This window comes from Bradyrhizobium sp. HKCCYLRH2015, from assembly GCF_051168215.1.
GTDB lineage: Bacteria > Pseudomonadota > Alphaproteobacteria > Rhizobiales > Xanthobacteraceae > Bradyrhizobium.
In genome coordinates this window covers 28,837-52,069 of sequence record NZ_JBNPUO010000004.1, presented here as the reverse complement: position 1 = coordinate 52,069, position 23,233 = coordinate 28,837, and the positions used below count along the sequence as shown (strand labels likewise).

The 23,233-nt window shown below is 67.0% G+C and carries 25 protein-coding genes; 13 read left to right on the top strand and 12 right to left on the bottom strand.

Annotated elements, in window-relative coordinates; all coding sequences use genetic code 11:
* Positions 1–236 precede the first annotated feature (236 nt).
* The 6 genes from ACQR1H_RS11380 (at position 237) to ACQR1H_RS11355 (ending at position 6,163) form a co-directional block, all read left to right on the top strand.
* Positions 237–974, top strand: a complete 738-nt coding sequence (locus ACQR1H_RS11380; RefSeq protein WP_315712288.1) for a Crp/Fnr family transcriptional regulator — start codon at positions 237–239, stop codon at positions 972–974.
* A gap of 64 nt (positions 975–1,038) precedes the next feature.
* Entirely contained in the window at positions 1,039–3,105 is a 2,067-nt protein-coding gene (locus tag ACQR1H_RS11375; RefSeq protein ID WP_434872708.1) for a PAS domain S-box protein, read from the top strand.
* 518 nt (positions 3,106–3,623) lie between these two features.
* On the top strand, positions 3,624–4,520 hold the full coding sequence (locus ACQR1H_RS11370; RefSeq protein WP_434872707.1) for a hypothetical protein: 897 nt from the start codon (positions 3,624–3,626) through the stop codon (positions 4,518–4,520).
* 132 nt (positions 4,521–4,652) lie between these two features.
* Positions 4,653–4,859, top strand: coding sequence for a hypothetical protein (locus ACQR1H_RS11365; RefSeq protein ID WP_315800212.1), 207 nt, complete (start codon positions 4,653–4,655; stop codon positions 4,857–4,859).
* 106 nt (positions 4,860–4,965) lie between these two features.
* The gene (locus ACQR1H_RS11360; protein ID WP_315800213.1) at positions 4,966–5,373 is read left to right on the top strand and encodes a hypothetical protein; all 408 of its coding nucleotides are present in this window, start codon (positions 4,966–4,968) and stop codon (positions 5,371–5,373) included.
* 115 nt (positions 5,374–5,488) lie between these two features.
* A complete protein-coding gene (locus ACQR1H_RS11355) occupies positions 5,489–6,163 on the top strand; it encodes an HAD family hydrolase (RefSeq protein WP_316215676.1) in 675 nt (224 codons plus the stop codon).
* 10 nt (positions 6,164–6,173) lie between these two features.
* Here ACQR1H_RS11355 and ACQR1H_RS11350 read toward each other — a convergent pair whose 3' ends face one another.
* From ACQR1H_RS11350 to ACQR1H_RS11335, 4 genes are all read right to left on the bottom strand, one after another.
* Entirely contained in the window at positions 6,174–7,010 is an 837-nt protein-coding gene (locus ACQR1H_RS11350; RefSeq protein ID WP_315800215.1) for an HD domain-containing protein, read from the bottom strand.
* A gap of 338 nt (positions 7,011–7,348) precedes the next feature.
* Positions 7,349–7,738 carry a cytochrome C gene (locus tag ACQR1H_RS11345; RefSeq protein WP_316180835.1) on the bottom strand — a complete coding sequence of 130 codons (390 nt, stop codon included), beginning with the start codon at positions 7,736–7,738 and terminating at the stop codon, positions 7,349–7,351.
* On the bottom strand, positions 7,728–8,612 hold the full coding sequence (locus ACQR1H_RS11340) for a hypothetical protein (RefSeq protein ID WP_316215675.1): 885 nt from the start codon (positions 8,610–8,612) through the stop codon (positions 7,728–7,730). Before ACQR1H_RS11340 ends, ACQR1H_RS11345 begins: the two co-directional genes overlap by 11 nt.
* A 220-nt stretch (positions 8,613–8,832) precedes the next feature.
* The gene (locus ACQR1H_RS11335) at positions 8,833–9,015 is read right to left on the bottom strand and encodes a hypothetical protein (protein ID WP_315741166.1); all 183 of its coding nucleotides are present in this window, start codon (positions 9,013–9,015) and stop codon (positions 8,833–8,835) included.
* 207 nt (positions 9,016–9,222) lie between these two features.
* Between ACQR1H_RS11335 and ACQR1H_RS11330 the strand changes: the two genes are divergently transcribed.
* Together ACQR1H_RS11330 and ACQR1H_RS11325 are read left to right on the top strand one after the other, a co-directional pair.
* The gene (locus ACQR1H_RS11330) at positions 9,223–9,456 is read left to right on the top strand and encodes a DUF6894 family protein (protein WP_434880883.1); all 234 of its coding nucleotides are present in this window, start codon (positions 9,223–9,225) and stop codon (positions 9,454–9,456) included.
* A gap of 141 nt (positions 9,457–9,597) precedes the next feature.
* Positions 9,598–9,981, top strand: a complete 384-nt coding sequence (locus tag ACQR1H_RS11325) for a hypothetical protein (protein WP_316180838.1) — start codon at positions 9,598–9,600, stop codon at positions 9,979–9,981.
* Between the two features lie 8 nt (positions 9,982–9,989).
* Here the strand turns inward: ACQR1H_RS11325 and ACQR1H_RS11320 are convergent, their stop codons facing one another.
* From ACQR1H_RS11320 to ACQR1H_RS11305, 4 genes are all read right to left on the bottom strand, one after another.
* Positions 9,990–10,916: a 2-hydroxyacid dehydrogenase gene (locus ACQR1H_RS11320; RefSeq protein ID WP_434845981.1), complete on the bottom strand. Its 927-nt coding sequence runs from the start codon at positions 10,914–10,916 to the stop codon at positions 9,990–9,992.
* On the bottom strand, positions 10,913–12,211 hold the full coding sequence (locus tag ACQR1H_RS11315; RefSeq protein ID WP_434907560.1) for an ArgE/DapE family deacylase: 1,299 nt from the start codon (positions 12,209–12,211) through the stop codon (positions 10,913–10,915). Before ACQR1H_RS11315 ends, ACQR1H_RS11320 begins: the two co-directional genes overlap by 4 nt.
* A 40-nt stretch (positions 12,212–12,251) precedes the next feature.
* Positions 12,252–13,541 carry a 4-aminobutyrate--2-oxoglutarate transaminase gene (gene gabT, locus ACQR1H_RS11310; protein WP_434907559.1) on the bottom strand — a complete coding sequence of 430 codons (1,290 nt, stop codon included), beginning with the start codon at positions 13,539–13,541 and terminating at the stop codon, positions 12,252–12,254.
* 120 nt (positions 13,542–13,661) lie between these two features.
* Positions 13,662–14,549: a LysR substrate-binding domain-containing protein gene (locus ACQR1H_RS11305; RefSeq protein ID WP_315800222.1), complete on the bottom strand. Its 888-nt coding sequence runs from the start codon at positions 14,547–14,549 to the stop codon at positions 13,662–13,664.
* 376 nt (positions 14,550–14,925) lie between these two features.
* Here ACQR1H_RS11305 and ACQR1H_RS11300 point away from each other — a divergent pair, with 376 nt between their 5' ends.
* Complete coding sequence (locus ACQR1H_RS11300) at positions 14,926–15,174, top strand: hypothetical protein (RefSeq protein ID WP_315800223.1); 249 nt, start codon at positions 14,926–14,928, stop codon at positions 15,172–15,174.
* A gap of 67 nt (positions 15,175–15,241) precedes the next feature.
* Here the strand turns inward: ACQR1H_RS11300 and ACQR1H_RS11295 are convergent, their stop codons facing one another.
* Both ACQR1H_RS11295 and ACQR1H_RS11290 read right to left on the bottom strand, forming a co-directional pair.
* The gene (locus ACQR1H_RS11295) at positions 15,242–15,832 is read right to left on the bottom strand and encodes an NADPH-dependent FMN reductase (protein WP_315800224.1); all 591 of its coding nucleotides are present in this window, start codon (positions 15,830–15,832) and stop codon (positions 15,242–15,244) included.
* 129 nt (positions 15,833–15,961) lie between these two features.
* Entirely contained in the window at positions 15,962–16,198 is a 237-nt protein-coding gene (locus ACQR1H_RS11290) for a hypothetical protein (RefSeq protein ID WP_315712310.1), read from the bottom strand.
* A gap of 363 nt (positions 16,199–16,561) precedes the next feature.
* On the opposite strand from ACQR1H_RS11290, the gene ACQR1H_RS11285 reads away from it, so the two are divergent.
* Positions 16,562–17,035, top strand: a complete 474-nt coding sequence (locus ACQR1H_RS11285; protein WP_315800225.1) for a hypothetical protein — start codon at positions 16,562–16,564, stop codon at positions 17,033–17,035.
* Between the two features lie 1,439 nt (positions 17,036–18,474).
* Here the strand turns inward: ACQR1H_RS11285 and ACQR1H_RS11280 are convergent.
* Together ACQR1H_RS11280 and ACQR1H_RS11275 are read right to left on the bottom strand one after the other, a co-directional pair.
* Positions 18,475–18,732, bottom strand: coding sequence for a hypothetical protein (locus ACQR1H_RS11280; protein WP_315800226.1), 258 nt, complete (start codon positions 18,730–18,732; stop codon positions 18,475–18,477).
* A 66-nt stretch (positions 18,733–18,798) separates the two neighbouring features.
* Complete coding sequence (locus ACQR1H_RS11275; RefSeq protein WP_434907692.1) at positions 18,799–19,842, bottom strand: DUF2778 domain-containing protein; 1,044 nt, start codon at positions 19,840–19,842, stop codon at positions 18,799–18,801.
* A gap of 226 nt (positions 19,843–20,068) precedes the next feature.
* Between ACQR1H_RS11275 and ACQR1H_RS11270 the strand changes: the two genes are divergently transcribed.
* The 3 genes from ACQR1H_RS11270 (at position 20,069) to ACQR1H_RS11260 (ending at position 23,207) form a co-directional block, all read left to right on the top strand.
* A complete protein-coding gene (locus ACQR1H_RS11270) occupies positions 20,069–20,503 on the top strand; it encodes a DUF1810 domain-containing protein (RefSeq protein ID WP_315800227.1) in 435 nt (144 codons plus the stop codon).
* A gap of 163 nt (positions 20,504–20,666) precedes the next feature.
* Complete coding sequence (locus ACQR1H_RS11265; RefSeq protein ID WP_008961253.1) at positions 20,667–20,912, top strand: hypothetical protein; 246 nt, start codon at positions 20,667–20,669, stop codon at positions 20,910–20,912.
* A 198-nt stretch (positions 20,913–21,110) separates the two neighbouring features.
* On the top strand, positions 21,111–23,207 hold the full coding sequence (locus ACQR1H_RS11260) for a PAS domain-containing protein (RefSeq protein ID WP_434863590.1): 2,097 nt from the start codon (positions 21,111–21,113) through the stop codon (positions 23,205–23,207).
* The last annotated feature ends 26 nt before the right edge of the window (positions 23,208–23,233 follow it).

Below are 23,233 nucleotides of genomic sequence, written 5' to 3'. Positions count from 1 at the left end.
CGACGACAGAAGCGCGCAGTGCAGGTCGGACTCGCGCGATGTCGCTCATGCTCCGACCATCGCGCGATGGCGAAATCATCACCGAGATTGCGGCAGCAGACCCACGCACATCGACAACGCGTTGGTTCCTTGCGCAGGTGCAGAAAGATCAGCGGTCAACGCGGTATCATGCTAACATAAGTTATTGAAGTCGCGCCGCTTGGAACCCCAATAAACTAATTCGGGGGAACCACTCTTTGAGTCATCTGGTCCGCAAGCTTGAGAATTTCGTCCGCCTTTCTGCGGCCGACCGCCTGATGCTCAACCGCGCTGCGGCTCAACGGGTAAGGACCTTCGCGCCACGCACCGACATCGCGCGCGAAGGCGAGAAGCCCAAGGACGTGCATCTGATCCTGAACGGCTGGGCCTGCCGCTACAAGCAGCTCGAGGACGGCCGCCGCCAGATCGTCTCGTTCTTCCTGCCCGGCGATATCTGTGATCTCAACATCTTCATCCTGCGCGAGATGGACCATTCGATCGGCACCATCACGCCGGTGTCGATCGCCGATCTTCCGCGCGAGTTCTTCGACGAGATCAGCGCCGGCTATCCACGCATTGCGACGGCGTTCTGGTGGGAGACGCTGGTCAACGCCGCTATCCAGCGCGAATGGACCATGAATCTGGGGCAACGCACCGCGTCCGAACGCATGGCTCACCTGTTGTGCGAGCTGTTCTTCCGGCTGCGTCTGGCGGGCCTGGCCGACGACAGCAGCTGCAGCTTCCCGCTCACTCAGGCCGATCTCGCCGAGGCGACAGGCCTGTCGAAGGTCCACGTCAACCGCACGCTGCAGGAACTGCGCGCCAGCAACCTGATCGTGCTCAAGGGCAAGATGCTGGTACTTCCGGACCTCGAGCGCTTGATGAGCGCCGGCCTGTTCAACGCGAATTACTTGCATTTGGACCGCGAAGGCCGTCAGCTCGACGCGAATGAGTGAGAGGTTCGGAGCGCTGGCGCTTGCGCTATGCTGACTGTCTCGGCACTCTGCCGGGGAAACGGCGATGGTCGAACAGCGCATGGTGGACGGACCCTTCGAGCAGGAGATCGTGCAGCGCCTCGGGCTGATGCCCAACCTGTTCAGGTCGGCGCCGTCTGCGCCTGAGGCGACCCGACAGCTCTGGCAGTTCGCCAAATGCGCCTATCTCGACACCCCGCTTCCGGCCCTTTTCAAGGAGCGGCTCGCCGTCCATCTGTCGCGCCTCAACCGTTCGCCTTATTGTCTGACCCGGCATTTCGGATTTCTGGTTGGATCTGGCAAGCCCGCGGGTGACTCGACGTCCCGCCCGGAGCCGATCGATCGGGCCCGTCACCTGCTCGCGCGGCCGCTCGCGGATCCCGCGCGCACCGCGGCGGCGCTCGACCGGCTCGAACTCATCCAGCCCCCGCTCGACATCCCGGAGCCGGACAGCGACGGTGAGGCGGACCTGTTCGAGGCCGCGTCGGTGCTGTTCATGCAGCGTGCTGATTTCGACCGCTCGCGGCGCGCAATCCGACATGCCTTCGGCGACACCAGGTTCGATCTGCTGGCGGCCTTCCTCGCCTATCTGCGCACAGCCCACTTCTGGGCCGATGCACACCTGCTCGCGATCGATTCGGACGTGCTTGCCCTCGCACGGACCGATCCCGAGCTCGCCGTCTGCCTCGGCTGCAGCGAGCTGCCGGAGGCCGGGCCGTCCGCACCGCAGCCGCATTCGAACGGCAGCGATGCCAGCGATCATCGGCTGCGCCGCCTCCTCGAGATCGATTCGGTCGGCGTGCTGTTCTTCGATCATGCAGCCGGCACCCTGGTCGACGCCAACGAGGCCTTCTTGGCTATGACAGGCTATTCGCGTCAGGACATCGACAGCGGCCAGCTGACCTGGAAGAGCCTGACACCCCCGGAATGGATGGGTACATCGAGCGACCAGATCGAGCTGCTGCGGCAGACCGGTCGGATCGGTCCCTATGAGAAGCAGTATTTTCGCAAGGACGGCGAACGCGCCTGGATGATGTTCGCCGGCCGTGACCTCGGCGACGGCACCCTGGTCGAGCTCGCGATGAACATCGACGACCGCAAGCGCACCGAGGCCGCGCTGCGCGACAGCGAGGCGCGTTTCCGCCAGTTCGGCGAAGCATCCTCCGACGTGGTGTGGATCCGCGATGCCGAGACCCTGCACTGGGAATATCTCAGCCCCGCATTCGAGACGATCTATGGCGTGCCGCGCACCGCTGTGCTCCGCGGCGACCATCTCGCATCGTGGACCGAGCTCATGCTGCCGGAGGACCGGCCCCGCGCCGTCGAGAGCCTCGAGCGCGCCCGGCGCGGCCAGCGCGACAGCCTGGATGTCCGTATCGTCACGCAGCCGGACGACGTCGCGCGCTGGCTGCGCATCCGTAGTTTTCCAATGGTCGACGAGCTGGGACGGGTGCAGCGCATCGGCGGCATCACCCAAGACATCACGGCGCTGGTCTCGGCCTCCGAGCACCAGAAGCTGCTGCTCGCCGAGCTGCAGCACCGCGTCCGCAACATGCTCGCCGTGATCCGCTCGATCATCCGCCGCACGGGCGATTCGAGCGACAGTGTCGAGGATTTCGCCAGTCACCTCGAAGGCCGCATCACGGCGCTGTCGCGCATCCAGGCGGTCGTCACGCGCGATCCGCTCGCCGGTTTCGATCTGGCCGAGCTGATCGCCGATGAGCTGCGCGCTGGAGCCGCGCGCGAGGACAGGCAATTCTCGCTGTCGGGCCCCCAGGTGCGACTGAGGCCGAAGGCGGCCGAGAGCATCGGGCTTGCCATGCACGAGCTCGCGACCAATGCGCTGAAATACGGCGCGCTGACCGTGCCGCGGGGCTTCATCAGGATCGAATGGCGGCTCGATGAGCGCGACGCGGCCGACTGGCTGGTCATCGACTGGACCGAGACCGGCATGTCCGGCCGTCCGCTGGCTGCGCAGCGCCAGGGCTTTGGAACCGTACTGCTGGAACAGATGCTGCCGTACGAGGTCGGTGCCCGCGTCGTCCGGCGCTTTGAGCCGAGCGGCCTCTGCTGCGAAATACGGTTGCCCACACGCGACATTCTCAAGCGTTGACGGGCCGATCGAAGCGTCGTTCCGCGGCACCGGTCGGTCACAACGGCCGGGGATCTCGCCGGCACGGCGAACGCCGTCGGCATAGCCTTCGCAGTGCATTCGGGGTATGCTCCGCCTGCGGCCTGAGGTGGAGGTCGCATGGGTCGCGCAACCGCCATGTCTTCGCCTTGGTTCGGGCGGATATGACCAAGTGTCGATGAGATTAGGAATCAGCCGAGCGTCGCGACGGAACGATGATGGGACGTTCCTGAGCATGCGGCTCTGGCCAAGATGGATGACCGTGAACATGCAGATGCGTGGGCACGAGGGACAACCGGTATCCAGGTTCTGTGCTGATGCGGCCGGAGAGGCCGAACGTCCCGTGGCGCAGTCGTCATCCGACGTTGGTGTCACGAGGCGTCAGTACGATGCAGCGTGAGTACGCGAAGCGTTGGTGCACGAGGCGTTGGTAGGACGACGCATCGGAACAGAGCCGAGCGCCGCCTGCGAGGCGGACGACAACGGAGGACGGAGCGTCAATGCTTGCAACGACGACCAAAGACGGCGATCAGCAGCCTCATGCCGTGATCGATCCCGAGATCGTGCTGGCGGCCCGCGCCGATCGCACCGCCGCCGAAGCGGACAGGCGCAGCTCGCAACGGCCACCGGATGTACCCTCGCCGAAGATCGACCCTGACTACAGGACGCAGGCGACGAGCGACTTCGCGGTCACCGGAGAGCGCAGCACGTTCGCCACCTGGGCCGTGCGCACCATTCTGGCGGTGCTGTTCGCGGTCGGCAGCGCGGTCGCCGCAGCCGCCTGGCAGAGCTATGGAGACCAGGCCCAGGAGATGATCGCGCATTGGATGCCGCGGATCTCGCTGGCATCGAACACCGACAAGGATGCCGCGGCACAGCCAGCCGCGACCGCGCCCCAGCAGACGGCCGCAGAAGCGCCGGCTGAGGCGCAGGAGCACGCAACGAGCGCGGTTGGCGCGACCGCGTCGCAGGAGCAGGCGCAGTTGCTGCAATCGATGGCCCACGACCTGGCTGCCTTGAGCCAGCAGATCGGCGAGCTGAAGACGAGCCTCGCACAGTTGAAGGCCGGGCAGGAGCAGATGGTCCGCGACATGGCGCGGGTCGCCGAGGCCAAGTCCAGCGACAGGCCCGCCGAGCGGCCGAGCGAGCGGACCGCGGAAGCACGGTCGTTCGATCCGCGCGCCATCGAGCAGACGATCCGGCCGCGCCCGGCCCCGCGCCCTGCGACGGCCGCCGTGACCCCGGCACAGCCCGGAGCAGCGGTGCCGCACCGGCCGCGCATGCCGCCGCCGGCTGCAGCCAACATGGTACCCCCGCCGCCTGCTCCGATGCCGCTGCCGTCGGCGCCGGTCGATCCGGACCAGCCCGTGGTGCGTCCGCCAATGCCGGTGCGCTGAGGGATCCGCACAGGCGCCCGCGCCGGTCCGCGCCGATTGGCGCGGGGGTGATCGATGCCGTCGATCCACTTGTCGCGACGCGGCTTTCCGAGCTAAGGAGCTGCGCCTGACAATGCGCATCCCGAGGGGTTCATGAGCCTGACCGATCCGACCATCCTGTCCGCCTCCGACCTCGCAGACCGCATCGCGATCCTGCGCGACAACATCCGCCAGATCACCGAGCAGGCCGCCTCGCAGTCGGGTGCCGCCGACGAGGAGCGCAACGCCGACCGCCTCGCGCAGCAGAGCGAGGAGCTCGACGTTCTGCTCAAGGAGCAGGAGCGGCGGCTGAACAAATAGCCGGCGGCCCCTTCGATCAATTCGCGCGTGCTGCACTGCGCTCGTTGTTGCCCGGGCTTCGCCCACAGGCTAGCCTCGCCGAAAACAAGCGGGAGGTAGCCAGAGGATGCGAAACGGTCTGCTTTACACGTCAACCCTTGCGACATTGACCATTGCGGCATTGCTGGCGGCCCTGACACCGGGCAGCGCCGAGCCACGCCACATGTATACGACCATGGTGCTGGAGGCGTTCGCCACCAAGGTCGAATGTCCCGGCGTCGATGTCGTCTATCAGGATCTGGTCCAGAAGGCGCAGGACATGAAGATGCCTGACGGAACGACCGAGAAGGTGCGCAAGGCGATCGCCTATATGCATACCGGCGGCAAGATGGGCGAGAAGCAGGACGATGATCTGATGGCTGAGGTCGCCGTCGCCACGCAGGCCATCGATATGGATCAGCGCCGCCTCGGCATGACGAACTGGTGCGAGGAGCAGAAGAAGACGCTGGCCGGCTTCATCCGTCCCAAGGGCTGAGCCGGGCTCGCGGCGCAGGCATAGCACAGCTCTCGCAGCGGCCAGGAACCAGAATGGCGGCTGGCGCTTGGCCGTAGCGGCTGCTGCGTAGCAGATGTCCAGCCCGGAGCGAGCCATGCGCATCGAAACCGCTTTCCTGTTCGACCTCGACGGCACGCTGGTCGACAGCGTCTACCAGCATGTGCTGGCCTGGAAGACGGCGCTGGATGCCGAGAGCATCGAGCTCTCGGTCTGGCGCATCCACCGCAAGATCGGGATGAGCGGCGGCCTGTTCACCAACCAGCTGCTGCGCGAGACCGGCTATGCCATCGAGCCCGAGCGGATCGAGCGGCTGCGGAAGGCGCATGCGGCGGCCTATCAGAAGCTCGGAGGCCAGGTCCGCCCCCTGCCCGGCGCCCGCGAGCTGCTCGGCTTCCTGACCGATGCCGGCATCCCCTGGGCGATCGCGACCAGCGGCAGAATGGAAACGGCGGCTGTCAATCTCGCCGCGCTCGGCGTCGATCCCAAGACCAGCGCCGTCGTGACCCGCGACGAGGTCCGCTACGCCAAGCCTGATCCCGATCTGTTTCTCGCCGCAGCCGCCCGCCTCGACATGCCGATCGAGCGCGCGGTCGTGGTCGGCGACAGCATCTGGGATATGCTTGCCGCAACCCGCTGCCGGGCGCTCGGCGTCGGCCTGTTGAGCGGCGGCTACGGCTCGGAGGAATTGCGCCAGTCCGGCGCCATCCGAGTCTACGAGGACCCGGCCGACCTGCTCGACCACATCGACGAGGTCGGCGGCCGGCGTTGACTCCAGCCAGTCAGCTCTGCGGGCCCGACAGCGAGATGTCGCGTTCGGCGCGGAACACGTTGGCGTAGAGGTTTGCGATCCACTGGCGTCCGGTCGAGGTCATGTTGAGATAGCGGATCTCGGTCTGGATGTGCGGGGCGACGCTGTTCCAATAGAACTGCGGATAGCGGTTGACGATGTCGGCCGGCGACTCATAGCCGAGCTGCCGGTTGATGCCGACCTCCTCGAACTCGTGATACAGCGCGTTGGCCTTGCGGATGTAGTTGGGGTCGCCGAGCTGTCCGATCAGGTCGGCGGCGCGCACGATCGACTGCTCTTCGTCGAAGTGCTGGCCGGCGAGCGGCGGAAAGCGCGTGCCTTCGATGGCGCGGGCGATGCGGTCCTTGTCCAGCGGCGCCATGCCTTCGATGCGGTTGATCACGTACAGCTTCGAGCGGTCGACGTGATACGGCATCAGGCTGGCATCGGAGGAGCCGCGCGGCAGGCAGATCTTGCGGCCGCCGCGATCGACGACGAAGCCGTTGACATCGTCTTCCCTGAACAGGCCGCGGACATAGCCGATGTCGTGAAGCAGGCAGGCCAGGATGACGTGGACGTAGTCGTCCGCCGTCATGTGGCTGTGCAGCGCACGGCCGCGCAGGATCTCGTGGCCGGCCAGCGTCACCAGCAAGGTGTGCTCGACGTTGTGATACAGCGCATCGCTGTTGCCGATGCATTCCAGTGCAATGCGCGCAGCCGCCGGAAGCATCTCCGTCAACTGGGTATGAGACGATCCGAAACGGCGTCGCATATAGGAGCTGAGGAAACGCTCCAACGCCGCTGCCGCGAGCTCCGGTAAGGTCATCATCGCCGCTGCCCTGCCTCAGACAGCCCTAACACAACGTCAAAAGACATAACGCCCGAAAACACAATCACGATAACGCGGCTCGTGGAACGACTGAGACGTCACGATACGGCTCGGGGCGGCCAGCTTCGCACGGACACGCACGAGATCGGCACCCCCGGGGCGTCGAGCACCTTGGCCGACGAGCATAGCCCAGGTTGCGGATATCGGCCACACCCGGACGAGCGCACACCGGAAAACTGCGGGCCGAGCGGCTGAACCTGAGCAGCTCACGTTCACTCGCCGCGGCCCGTTCCCCTCGCAGGACGAAGCGAGCGGAGATCGTCGTGCGGCCCGCCGGACTAGCGTCCCCGGACCGGCAGCGGCGGCCGCGGCGGTCGCGTCTCACCGCGATAATCCCGTCGCCGCGCAGCAGGACGACGGGCCGGCGCGGCTGCCGGCGCATCGACCGACTGCAGATAGGTGCTCAAGGCCGACGCGGCGTCGTCGCTGCTGGTGTAGTGCTTCTGCAGGAACAAATAGAGCGTCAGGCGGAAGCGTCCCTTGGCGAGCCCACGTGCCGAGCGATGACAGGTGGCGCAGCTGTCCGCAAACAGCCGCGCGCCGGATTTACCGGCATCGAGATTTTCCGCCCGTGCACCGCTGATGACAATCAGCAGCAGCACGGCCGATCCAACAAGCCCCAGCTGCGCTCCGGCGCGCCTGCGCGCAGGGACGCGCTCAGGCGACATCAGCCTGCGGGCTTTCCTCGGCCTGCGCACCCAGCGCATCGAGATCGACCAGCGCCGGATCGTCGGGCATCGGCTCGCTCTGCTGCTGTCCGCCGCCATGGACGTGCATCAGCGTCTGCACCCGGCGCGCGTTGAGATAGTCGACGTGCTGATGCGCCAGCGCCAGCGGCAGCAGGGCCTTGGGCAGCGCGGTCATGGTAAAGGCGGCGACGCGCTTCACCTCCTCGCCCTCACGCCAGGTCAGCGGGCTCAGCGTATAGATCATCTGGCGGTCGGTCTCGGGCGCCGGCAGTTGCCGCATCTCGGGCGGCGCCAGCAGGGCCACGTTGATGTTGCCGGCCCGCGTGCGGCTCGCGGCCGCGCGCAGCTCCCAGCAGATCAGCTCCGCGGCGGACATCACCTCGCGCCGGATGTCGTCGACATCGGACGCGAAGCGGCTGGCCTCGCTCAGCGCCGCGCGGCCGCGCGTGACCGCATCGACGAGCGCCGCCGCACCGATCTCGAAGCGCGGAACCGCCTGCTCGATCGCGGTGGCGACGGCCTCGATGTCGTTGGCGGCGCGGTCGCGGTCGCGCTGCGCCACCGCGTCGGCGAAGGCGCGTTCGGCCAGGATGATCTGCTCATCGCATTCGGCGACTGCTGCGCGCAGCGCCTTGGCCTTCTGCTCGACGGCCTGCATCTTGGATTCGGCACGATCGAGCTGCCCGTTGCTGGCGCCGGCCTTGGCGAGCCGCTCCGCGGCAACCTTCTTCTCGTCCAGCGCCGCCTCGGCCACGCGGAGGCGATCCGTCAGCCGTTGCCGCGCGGCCTGCTTGTCCTTCAGCGCACGCTCGAAGATCTCGACGGGGCTCAGCTCACGCTTGAAGAAGACCATGGCAATAATCCCTGGACGGCGGGCGCGCCGGCAAACGTTGGTCGGCGAATCCACCGCCGAATCATGTTGCCCGATTCTTGCGTGGAAAATGGGTCGGAAACCAGGATGAGATGCGGCACACGTTTCCCTTGACGGAACGTATCCACCGCCGGCTGCTGCGGAGCAGAGTCGGTCGATCCGGCGGACCGCGCGGCAATATTCGGTAAAATGGAATCCGATGTCAGCTCTGGTGCGGGCCGCGCATCATCCGCATCGCATCCGAGATGTGGCGCCATTCGCGGGCCTCCTCGGCCTCGCCGCTGGCTTCGCATTGCTGCGCCTTCTGCGCAGCCTGCGCGACGGCCGAGGCGCCGTGCATCTCGAGCATCTGCCGGGCGATCGCGTGGATCTGGACTTCAGACATCATGTCGAGCTCCTGTCGCCGGATCGAATAACCCAAGTCAACTTTCTCCACACCGATGCGTTCCGTGAGATGGATCACTGCGGGCCCGGTTCCCCAGGCTTAGACTTCTCCCCGTAATTTACCTTACGTGATCAATCCGATTTCGCGTGCGCCGCCACGCTGTTACTCCTGGCTGAGATTCGCCGGATGGCGATTGAGGAGACGGACATGACGCAGGTCTTCTTCCACTGCTCCAATCCCGAGGAGTTTCTCGTCGATCGGCGTGGAACCGCGGTCGTCGATCTCGCCGAGGCCTGCGATCACGCCGAGCGCGTCATGCATTCGCTGATTTCCTCCGAAAGCGACGAGGATTGGCGCGACTGGGTACTCCACATTTCCGATGATCTCGGCGAGGAAATCATCGCCATGCCGTTCACGTCGGTGCTCGGCCCGATGCATTGAACGACGCTGCGCGCCATGCCGCGGCGCTGAGACATTGTGTCCACATTAGGGTTACCGGTTCCCTGACAGGTTCCACTCCCCGCATTCTTCTCGCCACATTTGTCCGCCATTTCGGCGCTGTTGCGACGGAGGGGACATCTCATGACCAGACTGCTGGCGACCGCGGCCTTGGCGCTGACATTGACGGCATCGGCGGCGATGGCCGACGAGCACCGCGGCGGCGATGCCGCGCTGGGCGCCTTGTCGGGCGCCGTCGTGTTCGGACCGGTTGGAGCGGTTGCCGGCGCGGTCGTCGGCTACACGGCAGGTCCCTCGATCGCGCGCTCCTGGGGCTTCCGCCGCTCGCGCGCGGCGCGGTCACAGCAGGTCCGGCGTCCGGTCAGGGACAGCCAGGCTGCGATGACCGAGTCTCAGCAGCAACCGCAGGCCGCGCCGCGCAGCGCACCACCGCCTGCACGGACCATCGCTGTCGCTCCGCCGGCGCCGCGCGGTCCGGTGGCGCCGCCGGTGCAGACACTCGAGTAGCTGACTAATCAGTAGCCGCGGGCGCGATCGACGACGTTCAGCAACGGCTCGCCGCGCAGCAGCCGCCGCGCATTCTCCGCGACCTGCTGCGCGATCACCTCCCAGGATGCGATCGCCGCCATGTGCGGCGTCACCAGCACGCCCGGCTCGCGCCACAGCGCATGGTCCGCGGGCAACGGCTCATGCGCGAAGACGTCGAGCACCGCGCCGCGCAGATGGCCGCTGCGCAGCAGCGCGACCAGATCCTCCGTCACCAGGTGCTCGCCGCGGCTGCACAGGATCAGCGCGGCGCCCTTGGGCAGCCGGCCCAGACGCTCGGCGTCGAGCAGCCCCACGGTCGAGGCCGTCAGCGGCAGCAGCGAGACCAGGATCTCCGTCTCGCCCAGGAAGTCGTCGAGCGCAGCGGCGCCGCAATGGGTCCGCACGCCGGCGAGCGCCTTGGGCGAGCGCGACCACGCGCTCACCGCAAAGCCCAGCTCGACCAGACGGGTCGCGGCCGCGGAGCCGAGCTCGCCGAGCCCGAGAATGCCGACCCGACGGTCCCTGGCGGCACGCTGCTCGTAGCGCCGCCACACGCCGTTCCGCGCGTTGCCGACGGCGCGATCGAAATCGCGGTGGAAATACAGCGTCCCCCACAGCACGAACTCGGTCATGGCCGCCGAGATGTCGGGATCGACGATCCGGCACAGCGGCACATCCGGCACGGTGGAATCGGACAAGATATTGTCGACGCCGGCCGCGATCGAATGGATCAGCTTCAGCTTCGGCATCGCCGCCAGCGCACCGGGCTCCGGCTTCCAGCACACGGCAAGCTCGGCGTCGCGCGCCGCGGCTTCCGGCCATGACGCGACGGTCACGCCCGGCAGCTCGCGCGCGAGCAGCGCCCGCATCGGATCCATCAGCCCGGGACGGCTGAGAAGCGCGACCGTGATCATGCCGGCCGCAGTCCGCACCATTGCGCGACGAACATCGCGATCGACAGCGTGGTCTTGCGCACGCTGTCGAGATCGACGCGCTCGTCGAACGCGTGCGGACCGACGCCGTAGGGCCCGTAGCACAGCGCCGGGATGCCGTAGTCGACCTGATAGTAGCGGGTGTCGTTGACCGCCGTGGACAGCCGCACGTCCAGCGGCTGCTCGAACACGCGCGCATGGACGTCGGCGAGCGCGGCCTCCGCGGCGCTGCCGGGCTCGCACACGGCGGGATCGGCCTGGAAGCCGCTCCACACCAGCTCGACCGGATTCTCCGACAGGAAGCTGTCTGCGGCCTGCGCTATGGCGAGACATTGCTCGATGCCGGCCATGGCCTGCGCCGGCGTTTCGCCGGGCAGCACGCCGAGCCGGCAATCGAGGTCGCACCACGCCGGCGTCGAGCTGGCCCAGTCGCCGCCCTTGATGATGCCGACGTTGAACTTGATCGGATCCTTGACCGCGGCGAACCACGCGTTCGACCTGGCGCGCGCGTTGATCTCCCGGGTGTGCTCCTGGAACGCGCGGATCAGGTGCATCGCCGACAGGATCGCATTGGTGCCGGTCTCGGCGTAGGCGACGTGCACCGGCGTGCCGCGCACGCGCAAGCGAAACCAGATCGCGCCGACCTGGGCGCGGGTCAGCGTGTGGCCGGTCGGCTCCGGGATCAGGCAAGCATCAGCCGTGTAGCCGCGCAAAAGAGTCGAGAGCGCGCCGTTGCCGGTGCTCTCCTCCTCGGTCACCGTCTCCAGGTGAATGCGTCCGTCCGGCACGAAGCCGGCCGCCTTGATCGCATCGAGCGCGAAGATCATCGCGGAGACGCCGGCCTTCATGTCCTGGGCGCCGCGCCCGATCATCCAGCCGTCGCGCACGATCGCCTCATAGGGCGGGTCGTTCCAGAGATCGGTCGGCCCTTCCGGCACGACGTCGACGTGGCCCTGCAGGATCAGGCTGCGGCCCTTGCCCGCTCCGTCGAGCGTCGCCACCACCTGCTGCGAGCCGTCGAGCGCGATGCCGTCCATCGGCGCCGCCTTGGGATGGCGCATCAGGTCGACATCGCCCAGGCTGAAGCGGTCGACCTGATAGCCGCGGCTCGCGAGCTCGCGCGCCAGCCAGTCCTGCACCGGCGCTTCCTCGCCGCGCAGGCTGCGGAACTGCACGAGCTGCTGCAGGAAGGCGACCTGCCTGGCGAAGTTGGCATCGACGGCGGCGGCGAGCCGCTCCATCACGTCATTCGGCACAGCCGCCGCAGCTTCAGTCACGTTGCAAACCTCCAGCCTTCCCGTTCACCTCGGCCGCACGTCATGCGGCCAGGCACTTCTCCAGGATCGCGAGCCCTTCGTCCACGATCTCGTCCGAGGCCGTCAGCGGCACCAGGATGCGAATGGTGCTCGCGGTGACGCCGCACGACAACAGGATCAGGCCGTTCTCGTGCGCCACGCGCGTCACGCGCTTGGTCATTTCCGCATCCGGCTCGTCGCTGCCGCGTTGCTTCAGGATATCGAATGCAACCATTGCGCCAGGACCGCGCGGACCGGAAACCGGAACCAGCGTGTTGGCGCGCGAGAAGCGCGCGATCGCCGCACGCAGCCGCTCGCCGATCGCATTGGCGCGGTCGAGCAGCTTCTCCTGCTCGAACACATCGAGCACGGCAAGCGCCGCGGCGCAGGCCAGCGGATTGCCGCCATAGGTGCCGCCGAGACCGCCCGGCTCGGCGGCGTCCATGATCGCAGCGCGGCCGATCACGCCGGACAGCGGCATGCCGCCGGCGAGACTCTTGGCGACGCAGATCAGGTCCGGCTGCACGTCGTAGTGCTCCATCGCGAACATCTTGCCGGTGCGGCCGAAGCCGGTCTGCACCTCGTCGGCGATCAGCACGATGCCATGGCTGTCGCAGATCCGGCGCAGGCCCCGCATCAGCTCCGGCGGCGCCTGGTGGAAACCGCCCTCGCCCTGCACGGGCTCGATGATGATGGCCGCGACCTGCGAGGCGTCGATGTCGGCCTTGAAGATGAAGTTGATGTAGGACAGCGTGTCCTCGACCGTCACGTTGCTGCCGGCGATCGGAAACGGCGCGTGCCAGACGCCGGGCAGCGGCGGCCCGAAATGCTTCTTGTACGGCATCACCTTGCCGGTCATCGCATTGGCGAGCGCGGTACGGCCGTGGAAGGCACCGGTGAAGGCGATGATGCCGCTGCGGCCGGTGGCGGCGCGTGCGATCTTGATGGCGTTCTCGGTCGCCTCCGCGCCGGTCGTCAGCAGGATCGACTTGGCCGGCCCCGAAATCGGCGCCAGCGCGTTGAGCCGCTCGCTCAGCCGCACATAGGGCTCGTATTGCAGCACCTGGAAGCAGGTGTGGGTGAAGCGGTCGAGCTGTGCCCGGATCGCGGCAACGACATGCGGATGGCAGTGGCCGGTGTTGAGCACCGCGATGCCGCCGGCGAAGTCGACGTAGCGCTTGCCCTCGACGTCCCACACCTCGCTGTTGAGGGCGCGGTCGGCAAACAGCGGCGTCGCATAGCTCACGCCCCGGACGACGGCCTCATGACGTCGCGCCAGCAGTTCTTCGTTCGCAGCCGAATTCGCAACCATGGCTCAACTCCTCGTCGGAAAATCGAGCAGAAGGCTAAGCCGCGAGCCGTCGCGATCAATCAGCTTGTTCCTGACGACAGGTGCCTGCAATGCACCAGACCCAGCAGGATGAGCGCGCAGCTACGCGGCGAGCACATTCTTCAGCCACGCCCGCAGCGCCACGATCGCGGGCTCGTCCCAGCGCTCCCGGAGCGCGACGAGCTGATAGGCTCCCATGTGGAGTGCCGATGGGATCACCTCGACCAGCGCACCGCTGCGCAGATCATCGGCGACCAGCACCTCGTTGGCGAGCGCGACGCCCTGGCCGAAGCGGGCGGCTTCAATGGCGAGATGCGCGTGCCACAGCCGCTGCCCGCGCAACGTGACCGGCTCGCGATACCCCGCAAGCTCGAACCATTGCTCCCATTGCGCGGTGGACTCCTCGTGGATCAGCGAGGCCCTGGCGAGGCCCGGGAGTGTCGCGATCGCCGGAAACCTTGCCAGATAGGCCGGGCTTGCGACCGGGAATACGCGTGGGCACACCAGCTCCTCGGCGACCACGCCGCCGCTCCGGTCGATCGCTTCGGCATAGACGATCTCCGCATCCGCTTCGCCGCGCTGCAGGTCGGGGTGCGCCAGCGTCGGCTGCAGGTTGATGTCCCAGTTGCGTGGCGGGCCGCTCAGCTCGGGCAGCCGCGCCAGCAGGCGGCGATTGGCGAGGCCCGGAATGCACCAGATGTTCAGGGTCGGACGCGCCACGGGCCGCACCGACATCGTCGCGCGGGCGATGATGTCGAAGGCCTGGCTGACCTCGGCATGGAACTGACGTCCGGCATCGGTCAGCGCGAGGCCCCGTCCCTCGGCGCGCACCAGCGCCACGCCCAGGCTGCGCTGCAGATTCTGCAGATGGCGCGAGACCACGGTGTGGCTGACCGCGAGCTCGTCGCCGGCGGCGCGCACGCTGCCCTTGCGGCCGACGGCCTCGAAGGCACGCAGCGCGATCAGGGAGGGCAACCGGGGTCTCGTCATGCTCGCACAGTTCTCAGCCTGCGCGGTCTCCCTCCCCGCCCTGAAGCGGAACCGCCACGATCCGTCGGTCGCGCGGCTGATGTCGGGAGCGCCGGCGGCCATGCCGGCGTCCGTTGACCGAACAGGACGCTCCGGGCGGAGCACCCGCATCGCGGATCACGAGGGCGCTTTCGCGCGTCATGCCGCTCTTACCGTCAGCATGGGCACAACGCCAGCCTTGAGAAAGCCACGCTCGCCGGACCGCGCATTTGCCTTAACGCCGCAGGCGACGTCGCAAGCGATCCTTAAGCGTCCTGCGACGACAGGCGGGATTTGCCTCAAAGTTTCCACAATTCGACTTTGAATCGGGGGTGCTTCGAGCAGGAGAACCCCCAAGATGCGGATCAGCCAAATGATCTACGTCGGTTCGCTGGCAGCCCTCGTCGCGACGGCCGCCCCCGCACTGGCGAAAAGCTCCCAGGCATCCAAGCCGGATGATCAGGCCACGTCGTCCCTGCCGTGCCGCGCCTACCAGCAGGCCCCGGACGGGAGCTGGATGGAGCGGCCCTGTCAGGGGCAGAGCGCAAGCGCCCCGGCGCGTCAGCGCGCGGTCACCAACGGGACCGGCAGCGCGGAACAACGTTAGCGGACTTGGAGCGGACTTGGCGCAAGAGCTGGAGCGCTTGCGCTCCGGCCTGCGCTGATGCCCGCACTCAGTAAGGTGGCGCCCTGCGCGCCCGCTGCTCCCTGCCCGCCTCGACCCACCACAAGAGATCGTCGGCAAAGCGCGGAAACGCGTGCTCGAGCGATTGGCCGGAATCGCCGGTCGGCTTGCCGTCGGCGGACAGCGCCTGACCGATCGGGCCGACGGCAAGCGTGCTCGACACCACCACCATGCCCATCTCCGACAACGTGCCGTGCCACGCCGTGGCGGCCCGTGCCCCGGAGAGGCGGCCGGCGGAATAGCTCGCGATCGCCGCCGGACGCCAGAACCATTCCTCGAGAAAGTGGTCGGTGAGGTTCTTCAGTCCCGGCTGCATGCCCCAGTTGTATTCGCCAGTGACGAACACGAAGCCGTCGGCGGCACGGATCTTGGCCGCAAGCTCGGCCATGGCTGCTGGCGCCTGGCCGGGCGGATATTCCTTGTACATGCGGTCGAGCATCGGCAGGCCGACCGCCTTGGCGTCGATCAGCTCGACGACCTGATCCCTGGCGCGCAACCCGTCCACGACGAATTGCGCGAGCCGGATGCCCATCCGGTCGGAGCGATAGGAGCCGTAGAGGACGAGGATGCGGAAGCTCATGGCGGGTCAACTCCTGGCCGTACAATCCGCGCCAAGCTAACACGCCGTCATGTCATCGAGGTAGTTCTGGTCACGCCGCAGATCGAAGGACCGGCGGCGCGAGGCTGGCGGAAACGAGGCGTGGCACGCTCAGCGCGTCACGGTGGCCGAAGCGGAGCGTTCCGATGGCCGGCCGAACACGCTGCGGCAACCGTCGCTGAGGCTGGCGCGCTGCTTCATCATGCAGGCAATGATGCGGTCGCGATCGGGAATCTCCGACGAGCACAGCCGGAAGACGTCGCCCGTGCACAGCCGCCGCTGGTCGTCCTCCGTGAAGGCATGGCCCGCGCGCGGGCTGGCGACCATCGCCAGCGCAAGCCCCGCCATTGCCACATTCCAATTCCGCATCCTGAACAGATGAGTTCGCATCGCCGTCCCCAATTCGCCCGCTGTTTGTCCGGTTCACCCGCTGCCTTCGCTGATGTCGCGAAGCAGTTGCCGCCGCAGAATCAAATGATGACACGTCGCGGCGCGCCTTCAACAAGCGCTCTCGGTCCTGCACCACAATTTTGCGGCCTGTTGCATCTTCGACTCCCCTTGGCCGGCCGGAACCTGTGAGACGCCGCCAAATTGTCATTAGGCGAACGCAATCCGGCCCAGCCGCGCTCACACTCTCACGGCGTAGTGGCGGCGTCCTGATGGTGCTTCGGACCATCACGTGTCCCGAGTTCAGGTGTGGGAGTCAGGTTCATGGCGTACACGATGGTGGCTGAGCGGGAGCAGCAGACGATCCGCAAGCAGCGCGAAAGCGCCCTCATCGTTCTCGCCAACGCACAGGTGATGGAGGCTGAAGGCTGGCAGGTCGTCATCACCGACGAGGACGGCAACAGCCTGCCGCTCGCCGAGTTCGAAGCCGGCCTGTCGCAGAAATTTTCGTCTTGGTACAAGGCCAAGCAGCGGCCGGTGGTGCCCACCACCATCCCCGCCCCCAACCTGTTCGCGACGCCGGCCAATGACGACGCCGAGCCGGAGGCCGTCGTGGCCGCCGCACTCGCCGCCGAGCAGGTCGAGACGGCCGAGGTCGAGACGGCAGAAGTCCAGGAGGCTGCGGTCCAGGAGATCGCCGAGGACGATTTCGAAACGGCCGAGACCGCCAACGCTCCGGCGGCCGAGAAGGCCGAGCGCGAGGAGATCGCGCTCGACGCCGCCGAGATGGCCAACTGATACGGCCGCCGCGCCGCAACATCGGCGGGCTTCAGTCGCCGCCGTCGTAGAACCCCTCCAGCGGCAGCTCGATCTGGGCCTTGGCCCTGCCGATCCACTCCCGCGCAACGGCGTTGGACGGCCCCACGCGTGCATCGCGGCATGCACGCGAAGACCATCCCCGGTCGCTTCGCGTGGCGCGCATCGAGCGTGCTTCAGCCTGCCTTCGCTTCCTCGCGCGATCAGCGTGCGCCGGGCAACTAACAAACATGTTCACGCCGCGGCTCTCGGCCGAACAACGATCATCGGAACGACGCGAACGCCTGCCCGCCGGGCAAATCAAGGCGCATGTCCATCTGGTGGCGTCACCTCCGGGGCTTGAATCGGCAACAACGGCGGTGCGCGCGGAAACGATTTTCCGCAGGCCCATCAAGCTGATTTGGCCTGTCCAGTCCCTTCGTCGAAAATATTCTGCTTTTCCTAAATCGAATTCAGTGCTTTTGTCGCGCCATCTCCCGCTCGCAGGAGGGGCGGTTCGCGGTCGTCACGGACGTGGAGCGGGAGGAGCGGTGAACGCGATGGCAGCGCAGCGCATCTTTGCGCCGACGAACGCTGGTGTCGCGTACGGTCAAGTCGCGTGGTCCTGGCATCCCGACGCTGATGCCCCCGCGGTGGCGCGCCCAAAGCGCGTCATCGTGCACGGTGACCAGAACGCCCGGCGCACCGGGGAGCGCGCGAAGCAGCCGTTAAGATCATCGCGCGGGGAATGCCGGTTGCCCGGCTGAACCTGTGGTGACTGCCGCCTGCTTTTTTTCTGCAGGCGGGCCATGGGTTGCGGCCAGCATCCCGGCATTCCCCGCGCCCTCTTTTTATGGAGAGGGCAAGACGGACGGATCCCTCGGGCGCGGAGCGTCGCGAGAGCGCGAGCGCATGCGTGAACATCTCGAAGTCTGCGAAAAGGTGAGGTCATGAGCGGAGCAGCGCTTCCACAGACTCACCGTCATTCCTGGGCGCGCGCAGCGCGAGCCTGGCATCCATACTCACAGGCAGGAATGATTGAGCGAGATGGAGCGGCCAACATGCCTCACACGGCCGCTCGTGGTTATGGATGCCGGGCTCGCGCTGCACGCGCCCCTGCATGACGATGAGGCGAGATGGTGCTCCTCCCACCGCTGTCATGCCCCGCCCCCGCGTCTCGCCTTCGGCGAGCCCGAGGACAGGCTCCGGCGGGGCATCCGGTGCGCCGCGGCCGCTCGCGCAATCACGACGGCCTCGGCGTGCTGGATCGCCCGGTCCCGTCTTCGCCTGTCGGCTACGACGCGGCAACGAGCGCCAGGGCGCGCCGCAGCTTTAACGGAGGCGGCAAGCCGGGCGATGACACCAAGTGTGAAGGGGCGGATAGTGACGCGAGCAACACGCGCGGCATGGCCCGACACGGCAGCCGTCTCGGACCAGGTTTCTCACAACAGCTTCGCGCTCACGAACAGCGTGCGCACCGCCGTGGTGGCCTGGACCGTCATGATCGCGTTGTCGGCCGCGGCCTGCAACGCGGCCATGGCCTGGTCGTGCAGCGACTTGAACTCCATCCACTCGACGGCGTTGAGGCTGGTGAGGAACTGATGGGCCTGCCCGACCGTCGAAATCACGACCGGCTTGCCGTTCACCTTGATGTTGAAGGTGGTACGCAGACGCGTTTCCGAGTTTGCGGGATCAATCATGGGGACCTTCCGGAAGATGCGACGGGCGTCACCGCCGAGGTCGCGCCGAGGCCCAGCAACAAAACGTCACTCGGTCTTTTGCGCGGTCCGCGTCGGGGTGCCAGCCTCGAGCCCGACGACGACAACGAGTCGGTTGAACTCGCCGTCATCATACGCCTTCAGGAAGCGATCGTAATTCTTGATCGAGACGCAGCCGTTCGAATCACCCTCCGGCCCCAGCATATAGGGGTGGGTCAGCAATCCGCTCCGGCCGAGGGTCGATCCCTCCACCACGTTCATGCGCAGGGCGCGCACGCCGTGAAACGGCTTTTCGCGCGGCTTCAGGTCGTAGGTGGCGGGCGGGGTCGCGCCGACCATGCGCTGATTGACGTGCTCGGGGTCGTCGCGCAGGCTGCCCATGCCGGAATGGGCCTCGAGCCCGATGCCCGACGGCAGATACACCATCTTGGCCTTGATGTCGTAGACGGCTGTCTTGTCGTAGCCGAGCGCACCGAGATCGATCCCGGAGCGCACGATGCCGCTATCCGGGCCGAGCGAGGCGAACTTGGTCGGGCTCGGCAACAGGTCGGACAGCTTCTGCAGGATGGAGCGATCGTCGACGCGTCCGACGGCTTCAGGCGCACTGGCCGAAACCAGGCTGGTCGGCAGGTTCGCCACGGACGGACGCGGCCGCGGCAACGGCACGCCGGGTGCAGGCATCGTGACGGTATTGCCCTCAGTCAACATCGGCCGCCAATCGCTGTTGCTGGGGTCGCGTGCGCCCGAATCACGCGCTTCCATGCCCTTCATCAGCGCGGCCCGGGCATCGAGCAGCTGGCGGTCGATCGCGCCACGAAGCGCGAAACGGTCGAGCGCGCGGACCGCATCTTTTTCCGAATAGGCCGTGGCCGAGGCGGACGCCGGCGCGAAACGCGTTTCGAAGGTCATGGACGGTGCGGCGGCGGCCGGAATCGCCGCACTCGCAAGCGACGTCTCATCGCTGTTCGCTCCGACCCATGCGGCCGCGCCCGCTGCGACCGCAAGTGCTGCAAGCACGAGTGCGATCGCTTCGGAGCGCCCGAAGCGGCCTTGCGACAACAGAACGTCTACGCTTGCTTCACTGGAAGCCATCACGTCCCCGATATACCCCCCTTTTCGGACCACCCGGGAAAGGTGCCCGACCCCAAGGGGTACGATTCGACCCGTCATGACATAGGATGGCAAGAGTGCGGCATAATCTAGACAAACGCCAGCCCGGAGTGATGGGGAATGGACCGGGATCCAAGCCTCGCAGGGCCGCGCCGCGACCGTCCCAGAAAGCCGATTACATCGATGAATCAGCCGGTTGGAGGAATGGATGAACGCCGAATGGGATGATCTCGGCCGATTTGCCGACGCACAAAGTTCGATTTATTCACGGGTGACCGCCGAACTTGCGGCCGGCGCCAAGCAAAGCCACTGGATGTGGTTCATCTTTCCCCAGGTCGAGGGGCTCGGCAGCTCCGCCATGGCGCAGCGCTACGCGATCCGCTCCCGCGCCGAGGCCGAGGCCTATCTGGCGCATCCCCTGCTCGGCCCGCGACTCGTCGAATGCACCCGACTGGTGCTCGCGGTGCAAGGCAAGTCGCTGCGCGACATTCTGGGTGTGCCGGACGATGCCAAATTCCGCTCATGCATGACGCTGTTCGATTCGATCAGCCCGAATGGGATCTTCGCGCAGGCGCTCGATCGCTATTGCGACGGGGTGCGGGATCGCCAGACGTTGGCGTTTCTGCAGCGCGGCATGGGATGACCACTCGCTGCAAAGCGCGTCGCGTCCGCGTCATCGGTAGCATGCTGATGAGTTCGCCGGCCGACTCGGCCGGATTTCGGGTGATAGGCCGAACAGGAAACTTGATCACGCCAAGATTTGCGGCTCCCATCCGCCGCATTGTTTGTCCCAAGGAGACACACTCATGAAGAAGTTGTTCCTGATTGCCGCGCTCGCGACCTTCGCCGCCGGCTCCGCCTTCGCCGAGGATAGCTGCGAGACCAAGGCCGTCGGCAAGGACGGCAAGGCACTGGCCGGTGCCGCCAAGACCTCGTTCATGAAGAAGTGCATGGCCGAGACGTGTGAAACCAAGGCGGTCGGCTCCGACGGCAAGAAGCTCGCCGGCGCCGCCAAGACCAGCTTCATGAAGAAATGCGAGGCCGGCGGCTGACCGGACGCCGGGCTGGACGACATCTGGGCCCCGCCATGGGTGGGCGGGGCCGCTCGATGATCGTCGGGTTCCATCGGCAGCGGCCTGACGGACGATCGTTGACATGTTATGACGTCAAGCGATCTCCACATCGAGCTGCATAGGCCCTTCAATGTTCTCCGCTTTGCCTGCCCCGCCTCCTCATCTGCGCGAGGCGGCGTGAGTCCCTCAGAGATCGATGCGCTCCGGCAGCGGCTGCGGGAGCTCGAAAGCGAAAATGCCCGTCTTCAGGCCCTGTTCGCCGCCGATGCCGGCAAGCGCGCGCGCGCCGAGACCGCCCTGGCGGAGAGCGAGGAGCGGTACCGGACGCTGTTCAACTCGATCGATGAAGGCTTCTGCATCATCGAGTTCTTCGACGGCCCGCACGGCCCGCTGAGCGACTACGTCCATGTCGAGGCCAACCCGGCCTACGCGCTGCATGCGGGCATTCCGAACGTGGTCGGACAGAAGGTGCGGGAGATGGTGCCGGGCGAGGCCGACGGCTGGGTCGAGCTCTATGGCGGCGTGCTGCGCACCGGCGAGCCGATCCGGTTCGAGCGCGAGCTGGTCGCCACCGGACGTTATCTCGAGCTCGCGGCGTTCCGGGTGGAGCCGGCCGAACGTCGACAGGTCGCGGTGCTGTTCCAGGACATCACCGCGCGCAAGCGCGCCGAGGCTGCACTACAGGAGATCAACGACACGCTGGAGGCCCGCGTGGTCGCCGCGCTCGCCGAGCGCAAGCTGCTCGCCGACATCGTCGAAGGCACCAACGCCTTCGTGCAGGTGGTCGATACGCAATACCGCCTGATCGCGATCAACGGCGCAGCCGTGCAGGAGTTTGGACGTGTCTTCGGCCTCCAGCCCAAGATCGGCGACGACATGCTGGAGCTGTTCAAGGATCTACCGGAGCATCGGGCGGCGGTTCGCGCGGTATGGTCCCGCGCGCTGGCTGGCGAGGAGTTCGTCGCGGTCGAGGAATTCGGCGATCCCGGCCGCGACCGCCGCTTCTACGAAATGCGCTTCTCGGTGCTGCGCGACGCCGCGGGCCGACAGATCGGCGCCTATCAGTTCGCCTATGACGTCACCGACCGGCTGCGCGAACAGACCCGGCTGCACGAGGCCGAGGAGGCGTTGCGGCAGTCGCAGAAGATGGAGGCCGTCGGACAGCTCACCGGCGGCATCGCCCATGATTTCAACAATCTGCTGACCGGCATCCTGGGCTCGCTCGAGATGCTGCAGACCCGCCTGCGCCAGGGCCGCTTTGCCGATGTGGACCGTTACGTCGCGGCCGCCCAGGGCGCCTCGAAGCGCGCCGCCGCGCTGACCCATCGCCTGCTCGCCTTCTCGCGCCGGCAGACGCTCGATCCCAAGCCGACCGATGTCAACCGGCTCGTCATGGGCATGGAGGAGCTGGTTCGCCGCACCGTCGGCCCGCAGATCGCGCTCGAGGTCGTGACGGCCGGAGGGCTCTGGCCGGCACTGATCGATTCGTCGCAGCTCGAAAGCGCACTGCTCAACCTCTGCATCAATGCCCGCGACGCGATGCCCGAGGGCGGCCGGATCACGATCGAGACCGCCAACAAATGGCTGGACGACCGCGCCGCGCGTGAGCGCGACCTGCCGCCCGGCCAATATATCTCGCTGTGCGTGACCGATACCGGCACCGGCATGACGCCCGACGTGATCGAGCACGCCTTCGATCCGTTCTTCACCACCAAGCCAATCGGCCAGGGCACCGGCCTCGGCCTATCGATGGTCTACGGCTTCGTCCGGCAGTCCGGCGGACAGGTGCGGATCTATTCCGAGCTCGGTCAGGGCACCACGATGTGTCTCTATTTCCCGCGGCATTATGCCGGCGCCGTTGAGGCCGCCGATCCCGCGCGCGCCGGCGCGGCGCCGTCTTCCCGCACCGGCCAGACCATCCTCGTTGTCGACGACGAGCCGACGGTGCGCATGGTGGTGATGGAGGTGCTCGACGAGTGCGGCTACGCGGTAGTCGAAGCCAAGGACGGACCGACCGGCCTTGCGGCGCTGCAATCAGACGCGCACATCGATCTCCTGATCACCGATGTCGGTCTGCCCGGCGGCATGAACGGCCGCCAGCTGGCCGATGCGGCGCGCGCGACGCGGCCGGATCTCAAGGTGCTGTTCATCACCGGCTACGCCGAGAACGCGATCCTGAGCAGCGGCCAGCTCGCGCCGGGGATGCAGGTGCTGACCAAGCCGTTCGACGTCGAGGCGCTGGCCGCCCGCGTCGGCGAGATGGTGGAGAGCTGAACGCGTGATCGCCGCCGTCTTGCCCT

Bases quoted from the DNA above. Each gene is read 5' to 3' on its own strand.
- ACQR1H_RS11375 (WP_434872708.1), top strand. From the start codon at position 1,039: ATGGTCGAACAGCGCATGGTGGACGGACCCTTCGAGCAGGAGATCGTG.
- ACQR1H_RS11370 (WP_434872707.1), top strand. From the start codon at position 3,624: ATGCTTGCAACGACGACCAAAGACGGCGATCAGCAGCCTCATGCCGTG.
- ACQR1H_RS11365 (WP_315800212.1), top strand. From the start codon at position 4,653: ATGAGCCTGACCGATCCGACCATCCTGTCCGCCTCCGACCTCGCAGAC.
- ACQR1H_RS11360 (WP_315800213.1), top strand. From the start codon at position 4,966: ATGCGAAACGGTCTGCTTTACACGTCAACCCTTGCGACATTGACCATT.
- ACQR1H_RS11355 (WP_316215676.1), top strand. From the start codon at position 5,489: ATGCGCATCGAAACCGCTTTCCTGTTCGACCTCGACGGCACGCTGGTC.
- ACQR1H_RS11350 (WP_315800215.1), bottom strand. From the start codon at position 7,010: ATGATGACCTTACCGGAGCTCGCGGCAGCGGCGTTGGAGCGTTTCCTC.
- ACQR1H_RS11345 (WP_316180835.1), bottom strand. From the start codon at position 7,738: ATGTCGCCTGAGCGCGTCCCTGCGCGCAGGCGCGCCGGAGCGCAGCTG.
- ACQR1H_RS11340 (WP_316215675.1), bottom strand. From the start codon at position 8,612: ATGGTCTTCTTCAAGCGTGAGCTGAGCCCCGTCGAGATCTTCGAGCGT.
- ACQR1H_RS11335 (WP_315741166.1), bottom strand. From the start codon at position 9,015: ATGTCTGAAGTCCAGATCCACGCGATCGCCCGGCAGATGCTCGAGATG.
- ACQR1H_RS11330 (WP_434880883.1), top strand. From the start codon at position 9,223: ATGACGCAGGTCTTCTTCCACTGCTCCAATCCCGAGGAGTTTCTCGTC.
- ACQR1H_RS11325 (WP_316180838.1), top strand. From the start codon at position 9,598: ATGACCAGACTGCTGGCGACCGCGGCCTTGGCGCTGACATTGACGGCA.
- ACQR1H_RS11320 (WP_434845981.1), bottom strand. From the start codon at position 10,916: ATGATCACGGTCGCGCTTCTCAGCCGTCCCGGGCTGATGGATCCGATG.
- gabT (WP_434907559.1), bottom strand. From the start codon at position 13,541: ATGGTTGCGAATTCGGCTGCGAACGAAGAACTGCTGGCGCGACGTCAT.
- ACQR1H_RS11305 (WP_315800222.1), bottom strand. From the start codon at position 14,549: ATGACGAGACCCCGGTTGCCCTCCCTGATCGCGCTGCGTGCCTTCGAG.
- ACQR1H_RS11300 (WP_315800223.1), top strand. From the start codon at position 14,926: ATGCGGATCAGCCAAATGATCTACGTCGGTTCGCTGGCAGCCCTCGTC.
- ACQR1H_RS11295 (WP_315800224.1), bottom strand. From the start codon at position 15,832: ATGAGCTTCCGCATCCTCGTCCTCTACGGCTCCTATCGCTCCGACCGG.
- ACQR1H_RS11290 (WP_315712310.1), bottom strand. From the start codon at position 16,198: ATGGCGGGGCTTGCGCTGGCGATGGTCGCCAGCCCGCGCGCGGGCCAT.
- ACQR1H_RS11285 (WP_315800225.1), top strand. From the start codon at position 16,562: ATGGCGTACACGATGGTGGCTGAGCGGGAGCAGCAGACGATCCGCAAG.
- ACQR1H_RS11280 (WP_315800226.1), bottom strand. From the start codon at position 18,732: ATGATTGATCCCGCAAACTCGGAAACGCGTCTGCGTACCACCTTCAAC.
- ACQR1H_RS11275 (WP_434907692.1), bottom strand. From the start codon at position 19,842: ATGGCTTCCAGTGAAGCAAGCGTAGACGTTCTGTTGTCGCAAGGCCGC.
- ACQR1H_RS11270 (WP_315800227.1), top strand. From the start codon at position 20,069: ATGAACGCCGAATGGGATGATCTCGGCCGATTTGCCGACGCACAAAGT.
- ACQR1H_RS11265 (WP_008961253.1), top strand. From the start codon at position 20,667: ATGAAGAAGTTGTTCCTGATTGCCGCGCTCGCGACCTTCGCCGCCGGC.